Source organism: Tsukamurella sp. II2bb (assembly GCF_057815145.1).
Genome location: NZ_JBYPZI010000004.1, coordinates 78,347 through 96,356, shown reverse-complemented (window position 1 = coordinate 96,356; position 18,010 = coordinate 78,347). Strand labels below are relative to the sequence as shown.

Genomic DNA, 18,010 nt, shown 5'->3' with positions numbered 1-18,010 from the left:
TGCCATTCTCGACTCAGGCGGTGGCGAGTTCAAGCCACTGCTCGCCCCCTGAGGCACTCCATCCCACGAGATAGAAGACATGTCGACAGCACAACCAACGCCCACGGTCCCCGCGGACCGCACGGTGGAATGGGTCAGCCGATTGATCGGCTTCGACACCACGAGCCGCAACAGCAACCTCCCCCTCATCGACGCTGTGAGCGCCCTCGCCGGCGACCTCGGCCTCGATCCTGTGGTGATCCCCAACGCGGAGGGGACCAAGGCGAATCTCCTCCTCACCGTCCCCGCCGCGGACGGTACGCGCACGGGCGGCGTGGTCCTCTCCGGTCACACCGACGTCGTCCCGGTCGACGGCCAGCCGTGGAGCTCCGATCCCTTCGTCGCCGAGATCCGCGACGGCCGCCTGTACGGCCGCGGCAGTTGCGACATGAAGGGCTTCGTGGGCACGGTCCTGGCGAAGCTGCCCGACTTCGTCGCGGCGGACCTGCGCGAGCCCCTGCACATCGCGCTCTCCTACGACGAGGAGGTCGGCTGCGCCGGTGTCGGCACGCTGGTCGAGCACATGACGCGGACCGGTCTCGAGCCGCGCGCCTGCGTCGTCGGCGAGCCCACGACCATGGAGGTCGTCCGCGGCCACAAGGCGATCACCCTGCTCCGCGTGAACCTGCACGGCGTCGCCGCCCACTCCTCGCTCACGCCCAACGGTGTGAACGCCGTGGAGTACGCGGCCGAGCTCGTGCGGTTCTCCCGCGCGATCGCCGACCAGTTCCGCGCAGACGGACCGTACGACGAGGACTACCAGGTCCCCTTCACCACGGCCTCGGTGAACCAGATCGCGGGCGGGATCGCCGTGAACACCGTGCCCGCCGACTGCGCGCTGAGCCTGGAGTTCCGGTCCGTCGGCGCGGTCGACGTCGACGCCGTGATCGACGAGTTCCGCGCGGAGATCGCCCGGATCGAGGCCGCCATGAAGGCGGAGAACCCGGCCGCGTCCGTCGACGTCGAGATCGTCGCCTCCGCGCCCGGCCTGGACACCCCGTCGACCGAGGACGTCGTCGACGTCGTCGCGCGCTGGGGCGGCATCCCCAGCAGCACCAAGGTGAGCTACGCGACCGAGGCCGGCCTCTTCCAGGCCGCGGGAATCCCCACGGTGGTGTGCGGTCCCGGCGACATGACGCAGGGGCACGCCCCGGACGAGTTCATCGCCCTCGAGCAGCTCGCGCTGTGCGAGCGGTTCCTCGACGAGTTGCTGGCGGAGGTGCGCGCATGACGACCACCGCGCCCGGGGCATCGCCCCGCCCCCAGGTGACCCCCGAGCGGCTCAAAGCAGCCAGGAAGGCGGTGATCAGCAGCTCCATCGGTGCCGCGCTCGAGTGGTTCGACATCATCGTCTACGCGTCGTTCGCGGTGGTGATCTCGAAGAACTTCTTCCCGAGCGACGACGAGACCCTCGGCCTGATCCTCACCTTCGCGACGTTCGCGATCTCGTACCTCGTGCGCCCGATCGGCGGCACCCTGATCGGCGCGTACGCCGACAAGCACGGCCGTAAGAACGCGCTCACTCTCACCTTCGGCCTCATGGTGCTCGGCACCCTGATCATGGCCGTCGCGCCCACCTACGCCACCGTCGGTGTCTGGGGCGCGCTGATCATCCTGCTCTCCCGCATCATCCAGGGCATCTCCGGCGGCGGGGAGTTCGGCGCGTCCACCACCTTCCTCGTGGAGACCGCGCCGCACCGCAAGGCCTACTACGCCTCGTGGCAGGTCGCGAGCCAGGGCGCATCGATGATGATGGCGTCGGCCTTCGGTTACGTGCTGTTCAAGGCGCTCACCACCGAGCAGCTGTACACGTGGGGCTGGCGGATCCCGTTCTTCGTGGGCCTCCTGATCGGTCCCGTCGGCCTGTACATCCGGGCCAAGCTGTCCGAACCCGAGGAGTTCGCGACCGCGGAGAAGGAGTCCGCCCCGATCCGGGCCGCCCTCACCCAGCACCTCGGCCGCATCGTCACCGGCATCGCGTGCGTGGGTCTCGGCACCATCTCCGTCTACCTCATCCTGTATATGCCCACCTACGCGGTGAAGAGCCTGCACGTGCCCGCGTCCGCGGCGTACCTGGGCGGCATCGTCGCGGGCGCCGTCGGGCTGGTCGGGGTGCCGTTCGTCGGCAGGCTGGCCGACCGGGTCGGGCCGGCGAGGATCATGACCTTCGCGGCCGCTGCGGCCATCGTCGTCATCGTGCCGCTGATGCAGCTGGTGATCAGCAGGCCCACGGTCACCAGCTTCGTCGTGGTGATCGCGCTGCTGGGCGTGATCATGGCGTTCTACTTCGGCTGCCTTCCCGCGATGCTCAGCGACCTCTTCCCGCAACGGATCCGGGGCACCGGCATCTCGATCGCGTACAACGTGGGCGTGAGCTCACTCGGTGGGATCGCACCGCTGGTGATCACCTGGCTGATCCAGCAGACCGGTTCGAAGACCGCACCCGGCTTCTACTACATGGCGGTCGCCACGCTGTCCCTGGTCGGGTTGTTCTTCGCGCGCAAGGTCTACCGGGCGCGCTGACCCGGGCCGGACGAAAGAAGGGCACCGTCGGGAATCCCGACGGTGCCCTTCGTTCGTACGAACCTACTGCGCGGCCTCGATCACCGAGATGATCTTCGGGCGCAGGTCGGCGGCGGCGATGATCTCGTCGACCGAGCCGACCTCGACGGCGCGGCGGATGCTGTGCACCCCGTCGAACTCGGAGGCGACCTCACCCAGCTTCTCGGCGCGCACCGAGCCCCGCACCTCGTCCAGCTCGGCGAGCAGCGCGGCCCGCTCGGTACCGGTGGCCTCGGCCAGCTGCGCCTCAAGGTCCTTGACCCGGGCGTCGCCCGCGGTCCGGGCGTTGACCTCGCCCGAGAAGACCACTGCGGCGGCGGGGGCTCCGCCGAGCACCGAGGCGAAGGAGCCCTCGATGGCCAGCACCGTCATGTTCGGGTTCAGCTGCTTGCTGAAGACCACGAACGCGCCGCCGTGGTACCGCGAGATCACGCAGAAGACGATCGGGCCCTCGAAGTTGACGATCGCGCGGCCGATCTCGGCGCCGTACTCCAGCTGGAGCTTGCGCAGCGACTCCGGCGAACCGTCGAAGCCCGAGAGGTTGGCGAGCACCACCAGCGGGCGGTTGTCGCTCGCCGCGTTGATCGCGCGGGCCGCCTTCTTCGACGACTGCGGGAAGAGCGTGCCGGCGGTGTAGGTGTCCGGGCCGTCGGTGGCCGGGAAGCCCAGGCGCGGAACCGACTTCGACTCGATGCCGAGCAGGCAGACCGGGATGCCGCCGATGTGCACGTCCTGCACCACCGCGGTCTCGGCGTCGGCCATGCCGGCCCAGCGCTCGAGAACCTCGTGGTCCTGGTCGGACAGCGCGCGCATCACCGTGCGGATGTCGAAGGGCTTCTTGCGATCCGGGTTCTTCTCCGCGGAGAAGATGTCCCCGACCGTCGTGAAGTCGCTGTCGGCGAGCACGTGCGGGTAGGTCGTGATGTCGCGATCGGCCGGGTCGGTCGTCGCGGCACGCCGCGGCGCCTGCTCGCCGGGGGCGATGTAGGTGTGCGCGTAGTGCTCCATCAGGATCCGGTGCGCACCCATGAGATCGGCCGCCCAGTACTGCGCCTGGCCGTTCGGGCCCATGATGCGGTCGTAGCCGCCGATGCCGAAGTTGTCCTCCGCGGAGACGCCGCCGGAGAAGTCCAGCGACTGCTTGCCGGTGAGCACCATCGCCGACTCCGGCGTCATGATCAGCACGCCCTTGGTGTGCATGAGCATCGTCGCCTCGGCGTTCCAGTACGGCTGCGCACCGACGTTGATGCCCGCGGAGACGATGTTGATCTCGCCGCCCTGCTGGGTGAACTCGACGATCTTCTTCAGTGCCGCCGCGACCCAGTCCATGTTCTCGGTGCCCGAGTCCATGGAGATGCGGGCGCCCGCGGAGAGCGCGTACCACTCGACCGGCAGCTCCATCCGGTGCGCGAGGTCGATCGCCGCGCTGATCCGGCGGCACTCCGCCTCGGCCAGCGCGCCCAGCGACTTCGTCGGATCGCCCAGCAGCAGAACGCGCTTGACGCCCTCGGGGTAGAGGTCCGTCGCCGTGGAGATGACGCCGACGACGATGCCCGCGGTGTTGCGGCCCTTCGGCCGGTCCGTCGGCACGAGCACGTCGGCGATGTCGCCCTCGGCGAGCTCGTACTCGACGAAATCGCCCAGCGCGCCGGTCAATTCGTACGGGTAGACGGTGTTGCGGCTCGCGGCGCGGAGCACCTTCTGGCGGTAACCGTCGATCGGCTCCACCGTGTCCTCGATCGGCTCACCGATGTGCAGGTCGGCCCGGCCCGTGGGGCTGAACGAGACGCGCACCTCGGTCTTGACCAGGTCGCCCGTCTCCGCGTCACGGCGGCGGCCGATCAGCAGCACCTCCTCGAGGCCCGCGCCCTCCGTGGTCGACTCGATGTGGCCGGCGAGCGCCTCGAGCTCCGCATCGCTGAGATCCACCGGCGGCCAGATGTACATGACGATCCGGTTGGTGGGCAGCCGCTTCGCGCTGGGGCGCGCGGCCTGGGCCCGGCGGATCGAGTCCACGCACGTGGCGAGCGCGATCTCCGCGGTCGGCAGCGCGAGCAGGCGCCCGCTGCCGTCCCGCACCGCAGCCAGGTCGCGGACCTGGGCGAAGGCGACCAGGCGGTCGTCGGCCGGGTTGTCCTTGGCGACGGCGCGGTACAGGTAGACCTCCTCGTCGTCCGACGAGGTCAGGCGCGTCAGGTCGAAGCGGCGCAGCCGCTCGAGCTGCATGCGCTGCGCGATGTACGGGTGCAGGCCGCGGATCAGGCGGTCCTCCGCGACGCCGTTCGTGGCGGCCCGGAAGGTGAAGTGGTGGTGCATCACCGCTCCGCCGCTGCCCGCGACGGTGATCGTCACGCGACGCACCTGCGCCGGCAGCGGATGCGCCGACAGCACGCTGTCGAAGGCCGCGACCATCTCGTCCTGGTCCTGCGGCTGCTGCTCCCAGCTGAGGTAGATGTCGGCGTCCACGGAGGCGGCACCGTCGGCGACCTGCGCCAGGCCGGCGACCGCGTCGCTGAGCCCGTCGTAGGCGACGGCGGCGGAGGCGAGCCGGGCACCGTCGCGCTCGGCGACGACCCACTCGGCACCGGCGACGTCCTGCGTGCGGACCTCGGTGAGGCCCTTGTTGCCGTAGTAGCGGCGGGTCAGGACCTCGAGCATGACCGCGTTGTCCGTCGGGTGATCGCCGGCCAGGCGCTCGCCCAGGAGCAGGACCAGCGGCTCGGTGCTGCGCACCATCTCCGCGACGCGCTCGGCACGGTCAGCGGCCGTGGGGTTCGCGTCCAGGTACGTCAGGTGCTCCCGGACGGCCGAGTACACGCCCTCGCGGTTGGCGCGCAGGAGCGGCTGGCCGAACCAGGCGAAGACCACGCCGCGGGCCAGATCGGCGATCACGGGGTAGCGCGACTGCGTCGCGTCGATGAGGCGCTCCAGCACGGCGCGCGCGTCGGCGCCCTGCTCGGCCGACGGTGCCGGCTCGCGCAGCCACTTGCGCAGCAGCGCGGTGATCACGCGCACCCCGACCTTCGGGCGCTGCTGCGCCAGGAAGATCCGGAAGACGGCCGACTCGAGGTCCGGCGTGCGCTCGAGCTCGGTGACGCCGTAGTGGCCCAGCGCCGCGGTCAGCTTGGCGCGGTAGGAGTCCGGCAGGCCGGCGCGGTCGGCGTCGAGGCTCCGCAGGTAGGTGTGGAAGTGCTCGCGGGGGCTGTGCACCTCCTCGTCGCCCGCCACCGACCGGCGCAGGCCCAGCTCGGCGAGATCGGCGAAGACGCCGGCCAGCGCGAGTTCCTCGGCGGCCGGGACCTCGCCCTCCAGCTCGGCGGCGACGCGGTCCACGAGGTACTCGTCCAGTAGGCGGCTCTCGTCCGCCGGATCGACGTCGAAGCCGAGCAGCTGGCTGCGTAGCGCCTCCCGGCCCGCGGCCGCCCGCTGCAGGGCACCGACCTGGGCGGGCTCCTCCGGCAGGTCGATCGGCCCCGCCGCGGTACCCGCGGCGTCCTCGTCGCCGTCGCCGATCGGCTCGAGGCGCAGCAGCGGCGCGCCGGCCTCGACCTGGCTGCCGACGGTGACCGCGCACTCCTTCAGGCGCGCGGAGAACGGGGCGCGGAGCACCGTCTCCATCTTCATCGACTCGAGGACGAGGATCGGGGCACCCGCCTCGACCTCGTCGCCGACCGCGAGCGGCACCGCGACCACGAGGGCCGGGGCGGGGGAACGGACCACGCCGCCCTCGTCGCGGCTGACGCGGTGGGTGACGCCGTCCACGTCGACCACGTGCACCGGGCCGTGCGTGCCGGTGGTGAGCCGGTACCGGACGCCGTTGACCACGGCCTGGCCGGTGTGGTTGTCGAAGCGCTCCAGATCGACGTCGGCCGTGCGGGTCTCGGCACCGGTGTCGATGACGAGCCGGAAGCTGTGGGCGCCCGTGCGGGCGACCCGGACGCGGTAGCTCGCGCCGCGCAGCTTGAAGTCCAGCGGCGTGCCGCTCTCGTGCTGCACCTGCGGGCGACCGCCCGACGCGGTGGTGAGCAGGCGGGTGAGCTCGGTGTGCTCCTCGTCCTCGTAGGCGTCGATCGCCGCGGACGCGAGCGCCACCGCGGTGTGCCGGTCGGCGACGAGGCGGCCCTCGCCGCGCACGCGGTCGATCCAGCCGGTGTCCGCGCTGCCGTCGATCACCTCGGGCTGGTTCAGCAGGTCGAGCACGAAGCTCTTGTTGGTGGCCCCGCCCTCGATGATGACGCGGGTCTCGTTCATCGCGCGGCGCAGGCGGCCCAGGGCCTGTTCGCGGTCGCTGCCGTAGGCGATGACCTTAGCGATCATCGAGTCGAAGTCGGCGGGGATGGTGTCGCCCTGGGAGACGCCGGTGTCGATGCGGATACCGGGGCCGGCGGGCAGGTCCAGCAGCGCGATCCGGCCGGGAGCCGGCGCGAAGTCACGGTCCGGGTCCTCGGCGTTCAGGCGCGCCTCGATGGCGTGCCCGCGCTCGACGGGGCGCACCCCGTCGAGCTTGCCGCCCGAGGCGACGTGCAGCTGTGCGCGGACCAGGTCGAAGTCGTTGGTGACCTCGGTGATCGGGTGCTCCACCTGCAGACGGGTGTTCACCTCGAGGAAGGCGAGCAGATCGTCGCCCGGGTGGTACAGGAACTCGACGGTGGCCGCGCCGCGGTAGCCGACCTTGATCGCGAGCCGCTCCGCGGACTCCTTGAGCCGCGTGACCTGCTCGGCGCCGAGCACGGGGGAAGCCGACTCCTCGATCACCTTCTGGTTGCGGCGCTGCACGGAACAGTCGCGCACGCCGAGGGCCCACGCGGTCTCGCCGTCGGAGATGACCTGGACCTCGACGTGGCGGGCACCGGTGACCAGGCGCTCGAGGAAGACGATGCCGCTGCCGAAGGCGCGCTCGGCCTCGTCGCGGGTGCGGACGTAGGCCTCTTCGAGGTCCGCGTCGGAGGCGACCATGCGGATGCCGCGACCGCCGCCGCCGGCGGTGGCCTTGAGCATCAGGGGGTAGCCGATGTCCTTGGCCTTGGCCTTGGCCTCCTCCAGCGTCTCGACGGGGCCGCGGCTCCACGGAGCGACGGGGACCCCGACCTCCTCGGCGATCAGCTTGGCGCCGATCTTGTCGCCGAGCTGGCGCATCGCGTCGGGGCTCGGGCCGACGAAGGTCACGCCGATCTCGGCGCACTTCTCTGCGAAGACCGGGTCCTCGGCGACGAAGCCCCAGCCGACCCATGCCGCGTCGGCACCGGTCTCCTGCAGGGCCTTGCCGAGCAGTTCGTAGTTGAGGTACGGCCGCGCCGCGGCGGGCCCCAGGTCGTAGGCGATGTCCGCCTCGCGGACGAAGGTCGCAGTCCGGTCGACATCGGTGTAGAGGGCGACGGTCTCGATCTGCTGCCCGGTCTCGGCGGCCAGGTCGCGGACCGCATGGATGAGGCGCATCGCGGCCTCACCTCGGTTCACGATGGCGATTCGGCTGAACACTCGCTTGTTCCCTTTCGGCTCAATCCTCTGCCCGACTGCAGTCCGATCCCGGACCGTCGTGCTCTTTACGTTCTCTCGATCACCGCGAACGCCGCCGCGGTATCACCGTCGTGGGTGAGTGACACGTGGATCGTCACCCCCGGCCCCAGATCGTCGGCGATCCTGCCGTACACCCGGACCGCCGGACGCCCCCAGGCATCGGAGACCACCTCCACCTCCCGCGCACCGACCTCCTTCTCGGCCGGCCGCTGGGCGTAGAAGCTCGACGAGAAGGCCTTGAAGACGGCCTCCTTGGCCGCCCACCGGGCGGCCAAGGAACGCACGTCCCCTGCGGCGTCCCGCCGTTCGGCGGGACTGAACGACGAGAGCATCGTGGTCCCGGGCTGCGCCAGTTGCTCGGCGAACCCGGGCACGTGCACCACGTCGATCCCGACTCCCACCACGGCCATGGCGGAAGCCTATCGGGCTACCGGCACCCGTCGGCGCAGTACGTGCCGTCCGGTCCCAGCCGCACGGCCTCGTCGAGGAGCAGAGCCGCCTCACTACGATCCGTCGCCTCCGACGTGGCGTCGGCGCCGAAGCGCCGGCCCGCCGGGGGCTTGCGGTAGAGGGCCGACCGGCCGCACATGGCCGAGAGCACCGCCCGGGCACCCGCGACCTCGCGCTCCCGCGCCGTCGCCAGGTACTCCGCCCGCGCCGCCTCGTCGAGCGAGGCCAGGAAGGCGTCGCGGTGCACGACCGCGATCAGGCCCGAGACGTGGCCGAAGCCGAGCGAGGTGAGCAGACCCGCCTTGGGGCGGAAGCTGTTGTCGAAGCGGTGCGTCTCGCGCAACCACACCAGGTGCGGGAACTTGCGCATCTCGTCGTCCACGCAGTCGAGGCTGCGGTTCGGCGGGACCACCTGGTTGTTGAGCATCTGGCACATGCCGATCAGCTGGAAGGCGGCGGCGCCGCCCTTCGCGTGGCCGGTCAGCGACTTCTGCGAGACGACGAACAGCGGGGCGCCCTCGGAACGGCCGATCGAGGCCGCGATCCGCTCGTGCAGGTTCGCCTCGTTGGGGTCGTTGGCGTTGGTCGACGTGTCGTGCTTGCTGATGATCGAGACGTCGTCCGCCGAGACCCCGAGCTGCCGCAGGCTGCGCGCCATCGGCGCCTCCGGGCCGCCGGCGGCCACGGACAGCGCGCCCATACCCGGTGCCGGGATGGAGGTGTGCACGCCGTCGCCGAAGCTCTGCGCCCAGGCCACCACGCCGAGGACCGGCAGGCCCATCTTCGCCGCGATGTCGCCGCGGGCGAGCAGGATCGTGCCGCCGCCGTTGGACTCGACGAAGCCGCCGCGACGGCGGTCGTTGGCGCGGGAGAAGCGGCGCGGGCTGATGCCCTTGGCCAGCATCTTCTCGCTGTCCGCGGTGGCCTGCATCATGCCGAAGCCGGTGATGCCCTCGATGGACAGGTCGTCGAAGCCGCCGGTGACGGCGAACAGCGCCTTGCCGACCTTGATCTTGTCGACGCCCTCCTCGACCGAGACCGCGGCCGTGGCGCACGCCGCGACGGGGTGGATCATCGCGCCGTAGCTGCCGATGTAGCTCTGCACCACGTGCGCGGCGACGACGTTCGGCAGGGCCTCCTGCAGGATGTCGTTCTGGTTCGGCTCGCCCAGCAGCGTGTTGATGAACAGGTCGCGCATCGAGCTCATGCCGCCCATGCCCGTGCCCTGCGTGTTCGCCACGTGCGAGGGATGCACGTACTCCATCAGCTCGGCCGGCTCGAAGCCCGCGGAGATGAAGGCGTCGACGGTGGCCACCAGGTTCCACAGGGCCAGGCGGTCGACCGACTCCATCATCTCGGGCGTGATGCCCCAGTGGGTCGGGTCGAAGCCGTCCGGCACCTGACCGCCCACGCTGCGCAGCAGCTTGGTGCGGCGCGGCACGCGGATCTCGGTGCCCGCCTTGCGGGTGACCCGCCACTCGCCCGACTCCATCGGTACGGCGACGGTGTTCTCGGCGTCGGCGTCGACGAAGGCGCGGGCCTCGGCCTCGTTGGCCACCACGAAGGACATGTCCTCGGGCAGGAAGACCGACACCAGCAGCGGGGCGGTCTGGTCGATCATGTCGCCGTCGTCGCTGAACTCGCGGATGCCGCACCGCTCGACGACCGCGTCGTGGTACTTGTCGGCCAGCTCGGCCTCGGGCACCAGGTCGCCCGACTCGGCGTCGTACCAGCCCGGCTCCGGGTCGTTCTCCCAGGTGATCATGCCGGTCACCCAGGCCAACTCGGCGACGCCCGCGGCGGAGAGCCGCTCGTCGACCTCCATCTCGAAGCGGGTGCGCGAGCTGCCGTACGGGCCGACCTCGCCGGCGCCGACGATGACGACCATGTCCTCCGGCCGCGCCTCGATCGAGCCCCACTCGGGATCGGCGAGGGTGGCGACGGGGGCGCCCGGCAGAGCCGGGATGGTGCCCTCGTCGTCGGCCTCGGCCGCCTCGGCGAGACGCGCCTCCATGGCCTGCTCGGCCAGCGCCTTCATGTCCAGGCTCACGCCGCCCAGACCGCCGGTGAGGTCGTCGAAGAGCGGGGCCGTCGCGGCCCGCTCCCGCGCCTCGGGGGTGGCGTTCTTCAGCAGCTGGTCGGCCATCTCGAAGGTCGACCAGGTGCGCACGCCCGCCGCCTCGACGGCCTCGACCAGCGGGTCGTTGCCGCCCATCAGGCCGGTGCCGCGGACCCAGCCGATGATGGCGTGGGCCAGCGTGACGCGCTCCGACCAGGACTTCTCCGCGTTCCAGCGGGTCACGAGCGCGTCCAGCGAGGCCTTCGCCTCGCCGTAGGCACCGTCGCCGCCGAACATGCCGCGGTTCGGCGAGCCGGGCAGCACCACGTGCAGCCGCGAGGCCAGGTCGACGTCCTTGCCGATGGCGGCGAGGCCGGCGATGAGCCGCTCCACCGACCACAGCAGGATCTTCATCTCCAGCTCGGCGCGCGGGCCGGCGTCGGACATGTCACCCGAGACGCGGGGCGCCGCGAACGGGAACAGCAGCGTCGGGACCAGGGCCTCCTTGTGCACCGTCGTGTACGGGCCCACCGTCTCGGCCTGGCGCTCGCCGATCCACGCGACGAGCGCGTCGACATCGGCGTAGCTCGCCATGTTGGCCGGGACCACCCACAGCGCCGCGTCGGTGCGGGCGCTGGTGCGGTAGAGCTCCTTGAAGAAGGTGATCCGCTTGTCGTCCAGGCGCGACGTGGTGCAGATGACCGTGGCGCCGCCGGCCAGCAGACGTCCGGCGACCGCCGCGGCGATGGACCCGGCGGAGGCACCGGTGACGACGGCGACCTCGCCGTTGTACTCACCGGGCTCCGGCGTGGACTCCGCGAGCTCGGCCAGGAACTTGTACGCCTGGGCGTGCTCGGTCCGGCCGGTCTCGATCGCCTTGGCCTCCCACCAGCGCGCCTGGTTCACGAGCACCTGGCCAGCGCCCTTGGCCGTCTCCAGGATGTGCTTGCTGAAGGTCGGGAACGTCGCGGGGTCCATGTTCCACACGCGGAGCAGGTCCTCGCGGGCGCTGGCCCAGCGGTCGTCGAGCAGCAGCGCCTTGTTCGCGTCGAACGCCGGGGCGACGGTGCTCGCCCAGTCGTCACCCAGCTCGGTGGCGATCAGGTTCGCGAGCTTCTCCGACTCGTCGTCGAGCTCCGGCAGGCCGCCCTCCTCGTTCTCGAGCCCCAGCTTCTGCAGGAGCACGCGCGCCGAGGCGGCGAGCGCACCGTCTTCGCCCGTGATGGCGGAGGTGAACTCGGCGAGCGCCGCGGCGTCGACGGTGGCGCCGCCGCCCCCGCCGCCGGCGGAGGGCTTGCCCACGGGCACTCCCTGCGCGGCGCCGACCTCGGCGACCGCGCGGTCGATCAGCGCGTCGAGCGCGGCCGCGTTGGAGACCGGACCGTCGAGCAGCGTCGCGAGGTCCCCGCCACGGACCGAGGCGCCCTCGCGGGTGCCGGTGGCCAGCGCGAGCACGGTGTGCTGCGCCCAGCCGGGGCCCAGCTCCCAGGTGCCGGTCACGTACTCGGTGATGTAGTTCGGACGCTTGCCGGTGGAGCCGAGGAGCTTGCGCAGCTGGTTACCGACGGTCTCGGAGAGCACCGGGCCGAGCGGCTTGTAGGTGCGCGCCAGCTTGGTGACGGTGCCGGCCAGGGTGGGCAGGTCGGCCTCCGCGGCACCGTCGATGGCGCCGAGGTTGAGCTCGCTGCCCAGGTCCAGGAGGAGCTGGTTGCGGCGCGAGCTCACGCCGTCACACAGCGTCTCGATGGTGTCGGTCTTCTCCAGCTGGTCCGGACGCATCTTGGTCCAGATGGCGATCATGGCGCGCGTGGCGTCCGCGGCGTCGAAGGTCAGGTCGGCCGGACGGGGGCCGCCCGACGGTGCGCTCGCCACCGGAGCGGCGGCCGGGGCGGCCGCCGGCGCAGCGGCGGGTGCCGCGGCCTCGGCCGTGTCGGGACCGTCGTTCTCCGGAACGTCCTCGTCGGTCGCGAAGACCTTCGCGGCGTCGCGCTCGGCGTTGAGCACGGTCGCCGCCGCCCGCTGGTACGAGGCCAGCGCCAGCGTGCGGCTGGCGAGGTTCGCGAGCGTCGGGGCGGACGCGAGGCCCACCTCGATGAAGCGCTCGACGCCGAGGCCGCCGTGGTCGGTGTCGATGAGCAGCTGATCCTGCGTCTCGATCCACCGGACCGGGCTGGCGAACTGCCACGCCAGGAGCTCGATGAGCAGCGTGCGGGCCGTCGCCATGAGTTCCGCGGGAGCGGTGGCACGATCCCAATCGGCGACGAGCTCGCGTACCGGCTCGCTGGGCACCACGTCGAGGATCGACAGCGCGAAGTCGGCGGTCAGCTCGAACGGGCGGGCCACCAGGTTCGGCAGGTACTTGCCGACCAGCTTGGTGTAGTCGAACTCGGCGGGCACCAGCTCCTGCAGGCGCTCGGCGAACTCGGGCACGCCGTCGCGCAGCACCGAAGAGTGGAACGGGATGTCGATGCCCGGGACCAGCTGGAAGGCCTTCGGGCTGCCGGTGCGCTCGGCGATCGCCTTCTCCAGCGCGGCGAGCCCGGCCTGGTTGCCGACCACCACGTACTGCGCGCCGCGCAGGTTGAGGTTGACGATCTCGGCGAACTCGTCCGCGCCCTCGAGGTTGCCCTCGACCCACTGCGCGATCTCGGCGTCATCGACGTCGAAGAGCTCGGGGCGGAGCGCGGCCATCGCGTACGGGCTGCGGCCCTGCTCGTCGCGGGGCACCAGCTGCTGCATGATGCGGCCGCGGTGGAAGACGGTCTCGAGGATGGTGCCGAGCGGCAGGACGCCCGCCGAGGCCAGCGCGTTGTACTCACCGACGGAGTGGCCGGCGATGATCGGATCGTCCACGCGGGCGCCGATCTCGGTGAGCTCGGCCAGCTGCGCGCACGCCACGGTCGCCATCGCGACCTGGGTGAACTCCGTCAGGTACAGCACACCGTCCGGGTGGCTGTAGACGGTGCCGTTGGCGCGGATGGACAGCGGGTTGTCGCGGACCACGGCGAGGATGGAGAAGCCGAGGTTCTCGCGGGTGTGCGCATCGGCGGCGTCCCAGACCTCGCGGGCGGCCTTGCTGCGCGAGCGCTGGTTCAGGCCCATGCCCTTGCCCTGGATGCCCTGGCCGGGGAAGACGTACGCGGTGACGGCCGGGAAGGCCACCGCTGAGGCGGCCATCACCAGATCGTCGCCGACGCGGGCGGTGATCTCGAGCAGCTCGCCGCCGCGGTCGATGCCGACGCGCTCGACGGTGAACTGCACCTCGTCGCCCGGGAGGACCATGCCGAGGAACCGGGTGGTCCAGCCGCGGATCTTGCGGTGCATGACGTCGCCGTTGGAAGCGGAGGCGACCTGCTGCGCGGCCGCGGAGAGCCACATGCCGTGCACGATCGGGCCCGGCAGGCCGGCCAGGCTGGCGGCGACCTGCGAGGTGTGGATCGGGTTGTGGTCGCCGGAGACGGCGGCGAAGCCGCTCATGTCCTGCGGAGCGTTCACGACGGCCTGGCGGACCCGCTTGCGCGGGGTCTCGGTGGCGGTCTCGCCGCGCGCGCCGCCCGCGGGCTGCGGGTCGGCCAGCTCGGCGTCGCCGGTGCGGCCGCGGATCGCGAAGCGCTCGGTCATGGTGACCGCGGGGGCGTCGGCGCCGGGGGCGCGGACGTCGATCCCGATGGTGACCACGGTGCCGATGTCGGTGGCGGTCACGTCCTCGAGGCGCGCGGTGGCGCGGTACGCGCCGGGCGTCGGGTTCGCGGCCAGCTCGATCGCGTGATCGAGGTGCACCAGGTCGAGCATGCCCTCGACGACGGGGCGGCCCTCGGCCGTGGTGGCGGCGCCGACCACGGCGAAGGAGGCGGGCCAGCACAGGCCGACGAAGGCGTCCGGCACGGCCAGCTGCTCGTCGCCGTACAGGGCCGACAGGCCCACCGGCAGACTGTCCGCGGTGATGGCCGCGTGGTCTGCGGCGTCCTCGGCGCGGAACTCGAACTCGATGGAGGCGGCGGCAGCGCCGTTCTCCTCGGTGACGGCCGGCAGGTCGCCCGCAGCGGCCAGGGCCACCAGCTTAGACATGGCCTCGCTGGCCTCGCCGAGCTCGATGACGGGCACGCCACCGTCGGCGCAGCTGTCCGGGACCTGGATCGGGATGACGAGGTCGGTGCCCGAGACCGGGATCTCCAGGACGACGGCGTTCGGGCCGGTCACCCGCAGGCGCGCGCCCGTGCCGGCGTGCAGCGCGGAGTCACCGTCGGCCTCGACGGTCCAGGTGCTGCCGGCGCCGAGGCGGGCGATGGGGCTGTGCACGAGGCGACCCGCCCACAGCACGTTGGTGGCGGCCAGGGCCCGCGCGAGCGGCACGGACTCCACGCCCGGCACCACGCGGCGGCCGGGGACAGCCTCCGCGACGACGCCCTCGCCGAGGCGACGGCGGACGAGCTCGGCCTCGAAGCGATTGAGCAGGTCACCGACCGGCTCGTCGACACGGGTGATGCCGGCGACGGCCTCGGGGCCGGGGATGATGCACACCTCGTCGGCGGAGTACCGCGGCGAATGGGCTTGCCACAGCGAGTCGGAGCGCCACCAGCGGCGGACGTCCTTGTCGACGACGGGCACGAAGTTCACGGGCTTGCCCGGGGTGCGGCAGAGCGAGACGAAGAAGGGCACGTCGGCCGGGTGCAGGCGGGTCGACGATGCCTCCGGGTAGCGCTGCAGCAGCGCATCGAGCGCGGCGTAGGCGTCGTCGGTGGCGGCGACGTCGGCGAAGGCGGTCTCGATGGGGCCGCGGTCCTCCTCGGCGAGGCGGGCCTCGGCGCGGTGCAGCATCGACAGGAACCGGTCCTGGTGCGTGATGTCGAGCCAGCCGTAGTCGCCGAACCGGTTCGGATCGGCGGCGGCGACCTGCTCGCGGGTGCCCACCGAGAGCTCGAGGTAGCGCTCGAGCCACTGCGCGTAGGTCATGGCGTCGGCGTCGCCGAAGTAGGGCTTCGCGGTGCCGGCCATGGCGGCGATGATCTCGTCGCGGCGCGCGGCGACCGCGTCGGCGTCGCCGGCGACCTCGTCGAGCAGGCGCCCGCAGGCGGAGGCGGTGTTGTCGATCTCGTGGATGTCGGCGCCCAGCTGGCTGCGGCCGGAGGCCATGCCGCCGCCGGCGTGGCCGGCGCCGATCCAGTCCGGGGTGCCCGGGATCTCGGCGAGCAGACGCTTGACGTCGTCGGACGTCGTGGCCTCGAGGGTCGCCATCGCGGCGGTGCCGACGAGGATGCCGTCGACCGGCATCGCCGGGGCGCCGTACTTGCGCGACCACTCGCCGGAGAGGTACTCGGCCGCCAGCTCGGGCGTGCCGATGCCGCCGCCGACCGCGAGCACGATGTTGTTGCGGTCGCGCAGCTCGGCGTAGGTGACGAGCAGCAGCTCGTCGAGGTCCTCCCAGGAGTGGTGGCCGCCGGCCTTGCCGCCCTCGACGTGCACGATGATCGGGTACTGCGGGACCTCGGCGGCGATGCGGGCCACCTGACGGATCTGCTCGACGGTGCCGGGCTTGAAGGCGACGTGGCGCATGCCGGCCTCGGTGAGCTCCTCGACGAGAGCCGTGGCCTCCTCCAGCTCGGGGATGCCGGCGGTGATGATCACGCCGTCGAGCGGGGCACCCGCGGCGCGGGCCTTCTGCACGATCCGCTTGCCGCCGAGCTGCAGCTTCCACAGGTACGGGTCGAGGAAGAGCGAGTTGAACTGCGCGGCGCGACCCGGCTCGAGGAGCGAGGTCAGCTTGGCGACGTTGTCGGCGAAGATCGGCTCGGTGACCTGCCCGCCGCCCGCCAGCTCGGCCCAGTGGCCGGCGTTGGCGGCCGCGGCGACGATACCGGGGTCGACGGTGGTCGGCGTCATGCCGGCGAGCAGGATCGGGCTGCGCCCGGTGAGCTCGGTGAAGCGCGTGGACAGCACGGTACGGCCGTCGGGCAGCGAGACCACGCGGGGCGAGAACTCCGACCAGGCGAGCGGCAGCTCGGGGACGCCGCCGGGCGAGAAGAGGTTGCGGGCGCCGCGCAGCGTGGTCGCGGGCACGAGGCCCACGCCGCGGCCGCGCGCGGGCGCGGCGGAGAGTTTGGTGGCGATGTCCTCGGGGCCGAGGTCGATCAGCCAGCGCGCGCCCTTGGCGATCGCACCGTCCACGTCGGCGACCCAGTCGACCTGCTCGACGAGCACGGCCGCGGCGAGGCGGCGCGCGGTCTCGACGTCGAGGCCGCAGCGCTCGGCCCACTCGCTGACGAGCGTCACGCCCTCCGCGAGGGCCGGGTGGTGGAAGCCGATGTCGACCGCGACGTCCTCGAACTTCGGCGCGAAGGCGGCGCCGCCGGTGAGCTTCTCCTTGCGCTGCTCCTCCTCCGCCTCGGCGACCGACTCGCAGAACTCGCGGAAGCCGGCGAGCAGCTTCGGGGTGCCGGTCAGCACGAAGGCGTTGCGGTTGTTGCGCACCGCGAGCACGGGCCCGCAGGCGTCGAAGGCGACGGTGGCGGTGAAGTCGGCGAGCAGCGCCTGGAGCTTGTCCTGGCGGACCCCGGAGACGGCCATCATCGGGGTGGCGCCGCCGAGGGCGACGAGGCCCTTGCGGCGCGCGACGACCCGGCCTGCGGCACCGATCAGGCGGGCGATGGCGAGCAGGTCGCCCTCGTTGCCGCGCGAGGCGTAGGCCGAGACGGCGAGCTGGCCCTGGGAGTGGCCGATGGCGGCGACGGGCGGGACGTCCCAGGGGTCGAGCCCCTGGGCCTCGAGGCCGTACAGCGCGACGAGCTGCGCGAACAGGACGCCGGGCACGGAGAAGACGGCACCGTCGACCTGCGGGGCGAGCACGCGCCGCGAGCCGGGGGCGGGCTGGGCACCGTCCTCGTCCTCCTCGTCGGGGGTCTCGGCCTCGGAGGCGGCGATGGAGGCGTCGCGCCAGCGCATCGGGTCGAAGGTCAGCGCCTGGGCGCGGAGCAGCTCGGCGCGGACGGGCTCGAGCACGCTGTCGGCGCGGGCGACGAAGCCGTCGAAGAGCTCGCGGTACTCGGGATCGTCGGCCAGGCCGGTCTGCTCGAGGAGCGAGACGAGGCCGGGGAGCCAGGGGCCGCCCTGGCCACCGAAGGTGAGGGCGTACTGCTCCCCCGCCGCCAACCTGTCCACCAGTGCGTCGTTGCTCCGCGGTCCCTTGGCGATGCGTGCATTGGCGGTGACGAAGTCGTCGACAGTCATGAATCTCCCTCGGATCAGGTCACTGCGCGCCGAATGACGGCGCGTCCGCGGCAGGCCCGCGGAAACCCGTATCCCATGAGACCACAGGATTCGCACTACCTCTGACGTGCGGATATGTAACCAGTGGGTATACCGGCCAGTAGCTTGGACATATCGATT

At 71.9% G+C, this 18,010-nt stretch carries 5 protein-coding genes; 2 read left to right on the top strand and 3 right to left on the bottom strand.

From position 1 onward, the window contains the following. The first annotated feature begins 79 nt into the window (after positions 1-79). Both argE and AC21LY_RS11115 read left to right on the top strand, forming a co-directional pair. The gene (gene argE / locus AC21LY_RS11120) at positions 80-1,270 is read left to right on the top strand and encodes an acetylornithine deacetylase (protein ID WP_489046528.1); all 1,191 of its coding nucleotides are present in this window, start codon (positions 80-82) and stop codon (positions 1,268-1,270) included. Continuing rightward, a complete protein-coding gene (locus tag AC21LY_RS11115) occupies positions 1,267-2,562 on the top strand; it encodes an MFS transporter (protein WP_489046527.1) in 1,296 nt (431 codons plus the stop codon). Before argE ends, AC21LY_RS11115 begins: the two co-directional genes overlap by 4 nt. Before the next feature lie 63 nt (positions 2,563-2,625). Here AC21LY_RS11115 and AC21LY_RS11110 read toward each other — a convergent pair whose 3' ends face one another. From AC21LY_RS11110 to AC21LY_RS11100, 3 genes are all read right to left on the bottom strand, one after another. Further along, positions 2,626-8,079 carry an ATP-binding protein gene (locus AC21LY_RS11110; RefSeq protein ID WP_489046526.1) on the bottom strand — a complete coding sequence of 1,818 codons (5,454 nt, stop codon included), beginning with the start codon at positions 8,077-8,079 and terminating at the stop codon, positions 2,626-2,628. Between the two features lie 65 nt (positions 8,080-8,144). Then, a complete protein-coding gene (gene acpS / locus AC21LY_RS11105) occupies positions 8,145-8,528 on the bottom strand; it encodes a holo-ACP synthase AcpS (protein ID WP_489046525.1) in 384 nt (127 codons plus the stop codon). Between the two features lie 17 nt (positions 8,529-8,545). After that, on the bottom strand, positions 8,546-17,851 hold the full coding sequence (locus AC21LY_RS11100; protein ID WP_489046524.1) for a fatty acid synthase subunit beta domain-containing protein: 9,306 nt from the start codon (positions 17,849-17,851) through the stop codon (positions 8,546-8,548). Positions 17,852-18,010: the final 159 nt, after the last annotated feature.

Coding starts and splice junctions, on each gene's coding strand:
- argE (WP_489046528.1), top strand. CDS start 80: ATGTCGACAGCACAACCAACGCCCACGGTCCCCGCGGACCGCACGGTG.
- AC21LY_RS11115 (WP_489046527.1), top strand. CDS start 1,267: ATGACGACCACCGCGCCCGGGGCATCGCCCCGCCCCCAGGTGACCCCC.
- acpS (WP_489046525.1), bottom strand. CDS start 8,528: ATGGCCGTGGTGGGAGTCGGGATCGACGTGGTGCACGTGCCCGGGTTC.
- AC21LY_RS11100 (WP_489046524.1), bottom strand. CDS start 17,851: ATGACTGTCGACGACTTCGTCACCGCCAATGCACGCATCGCCAAGGGA.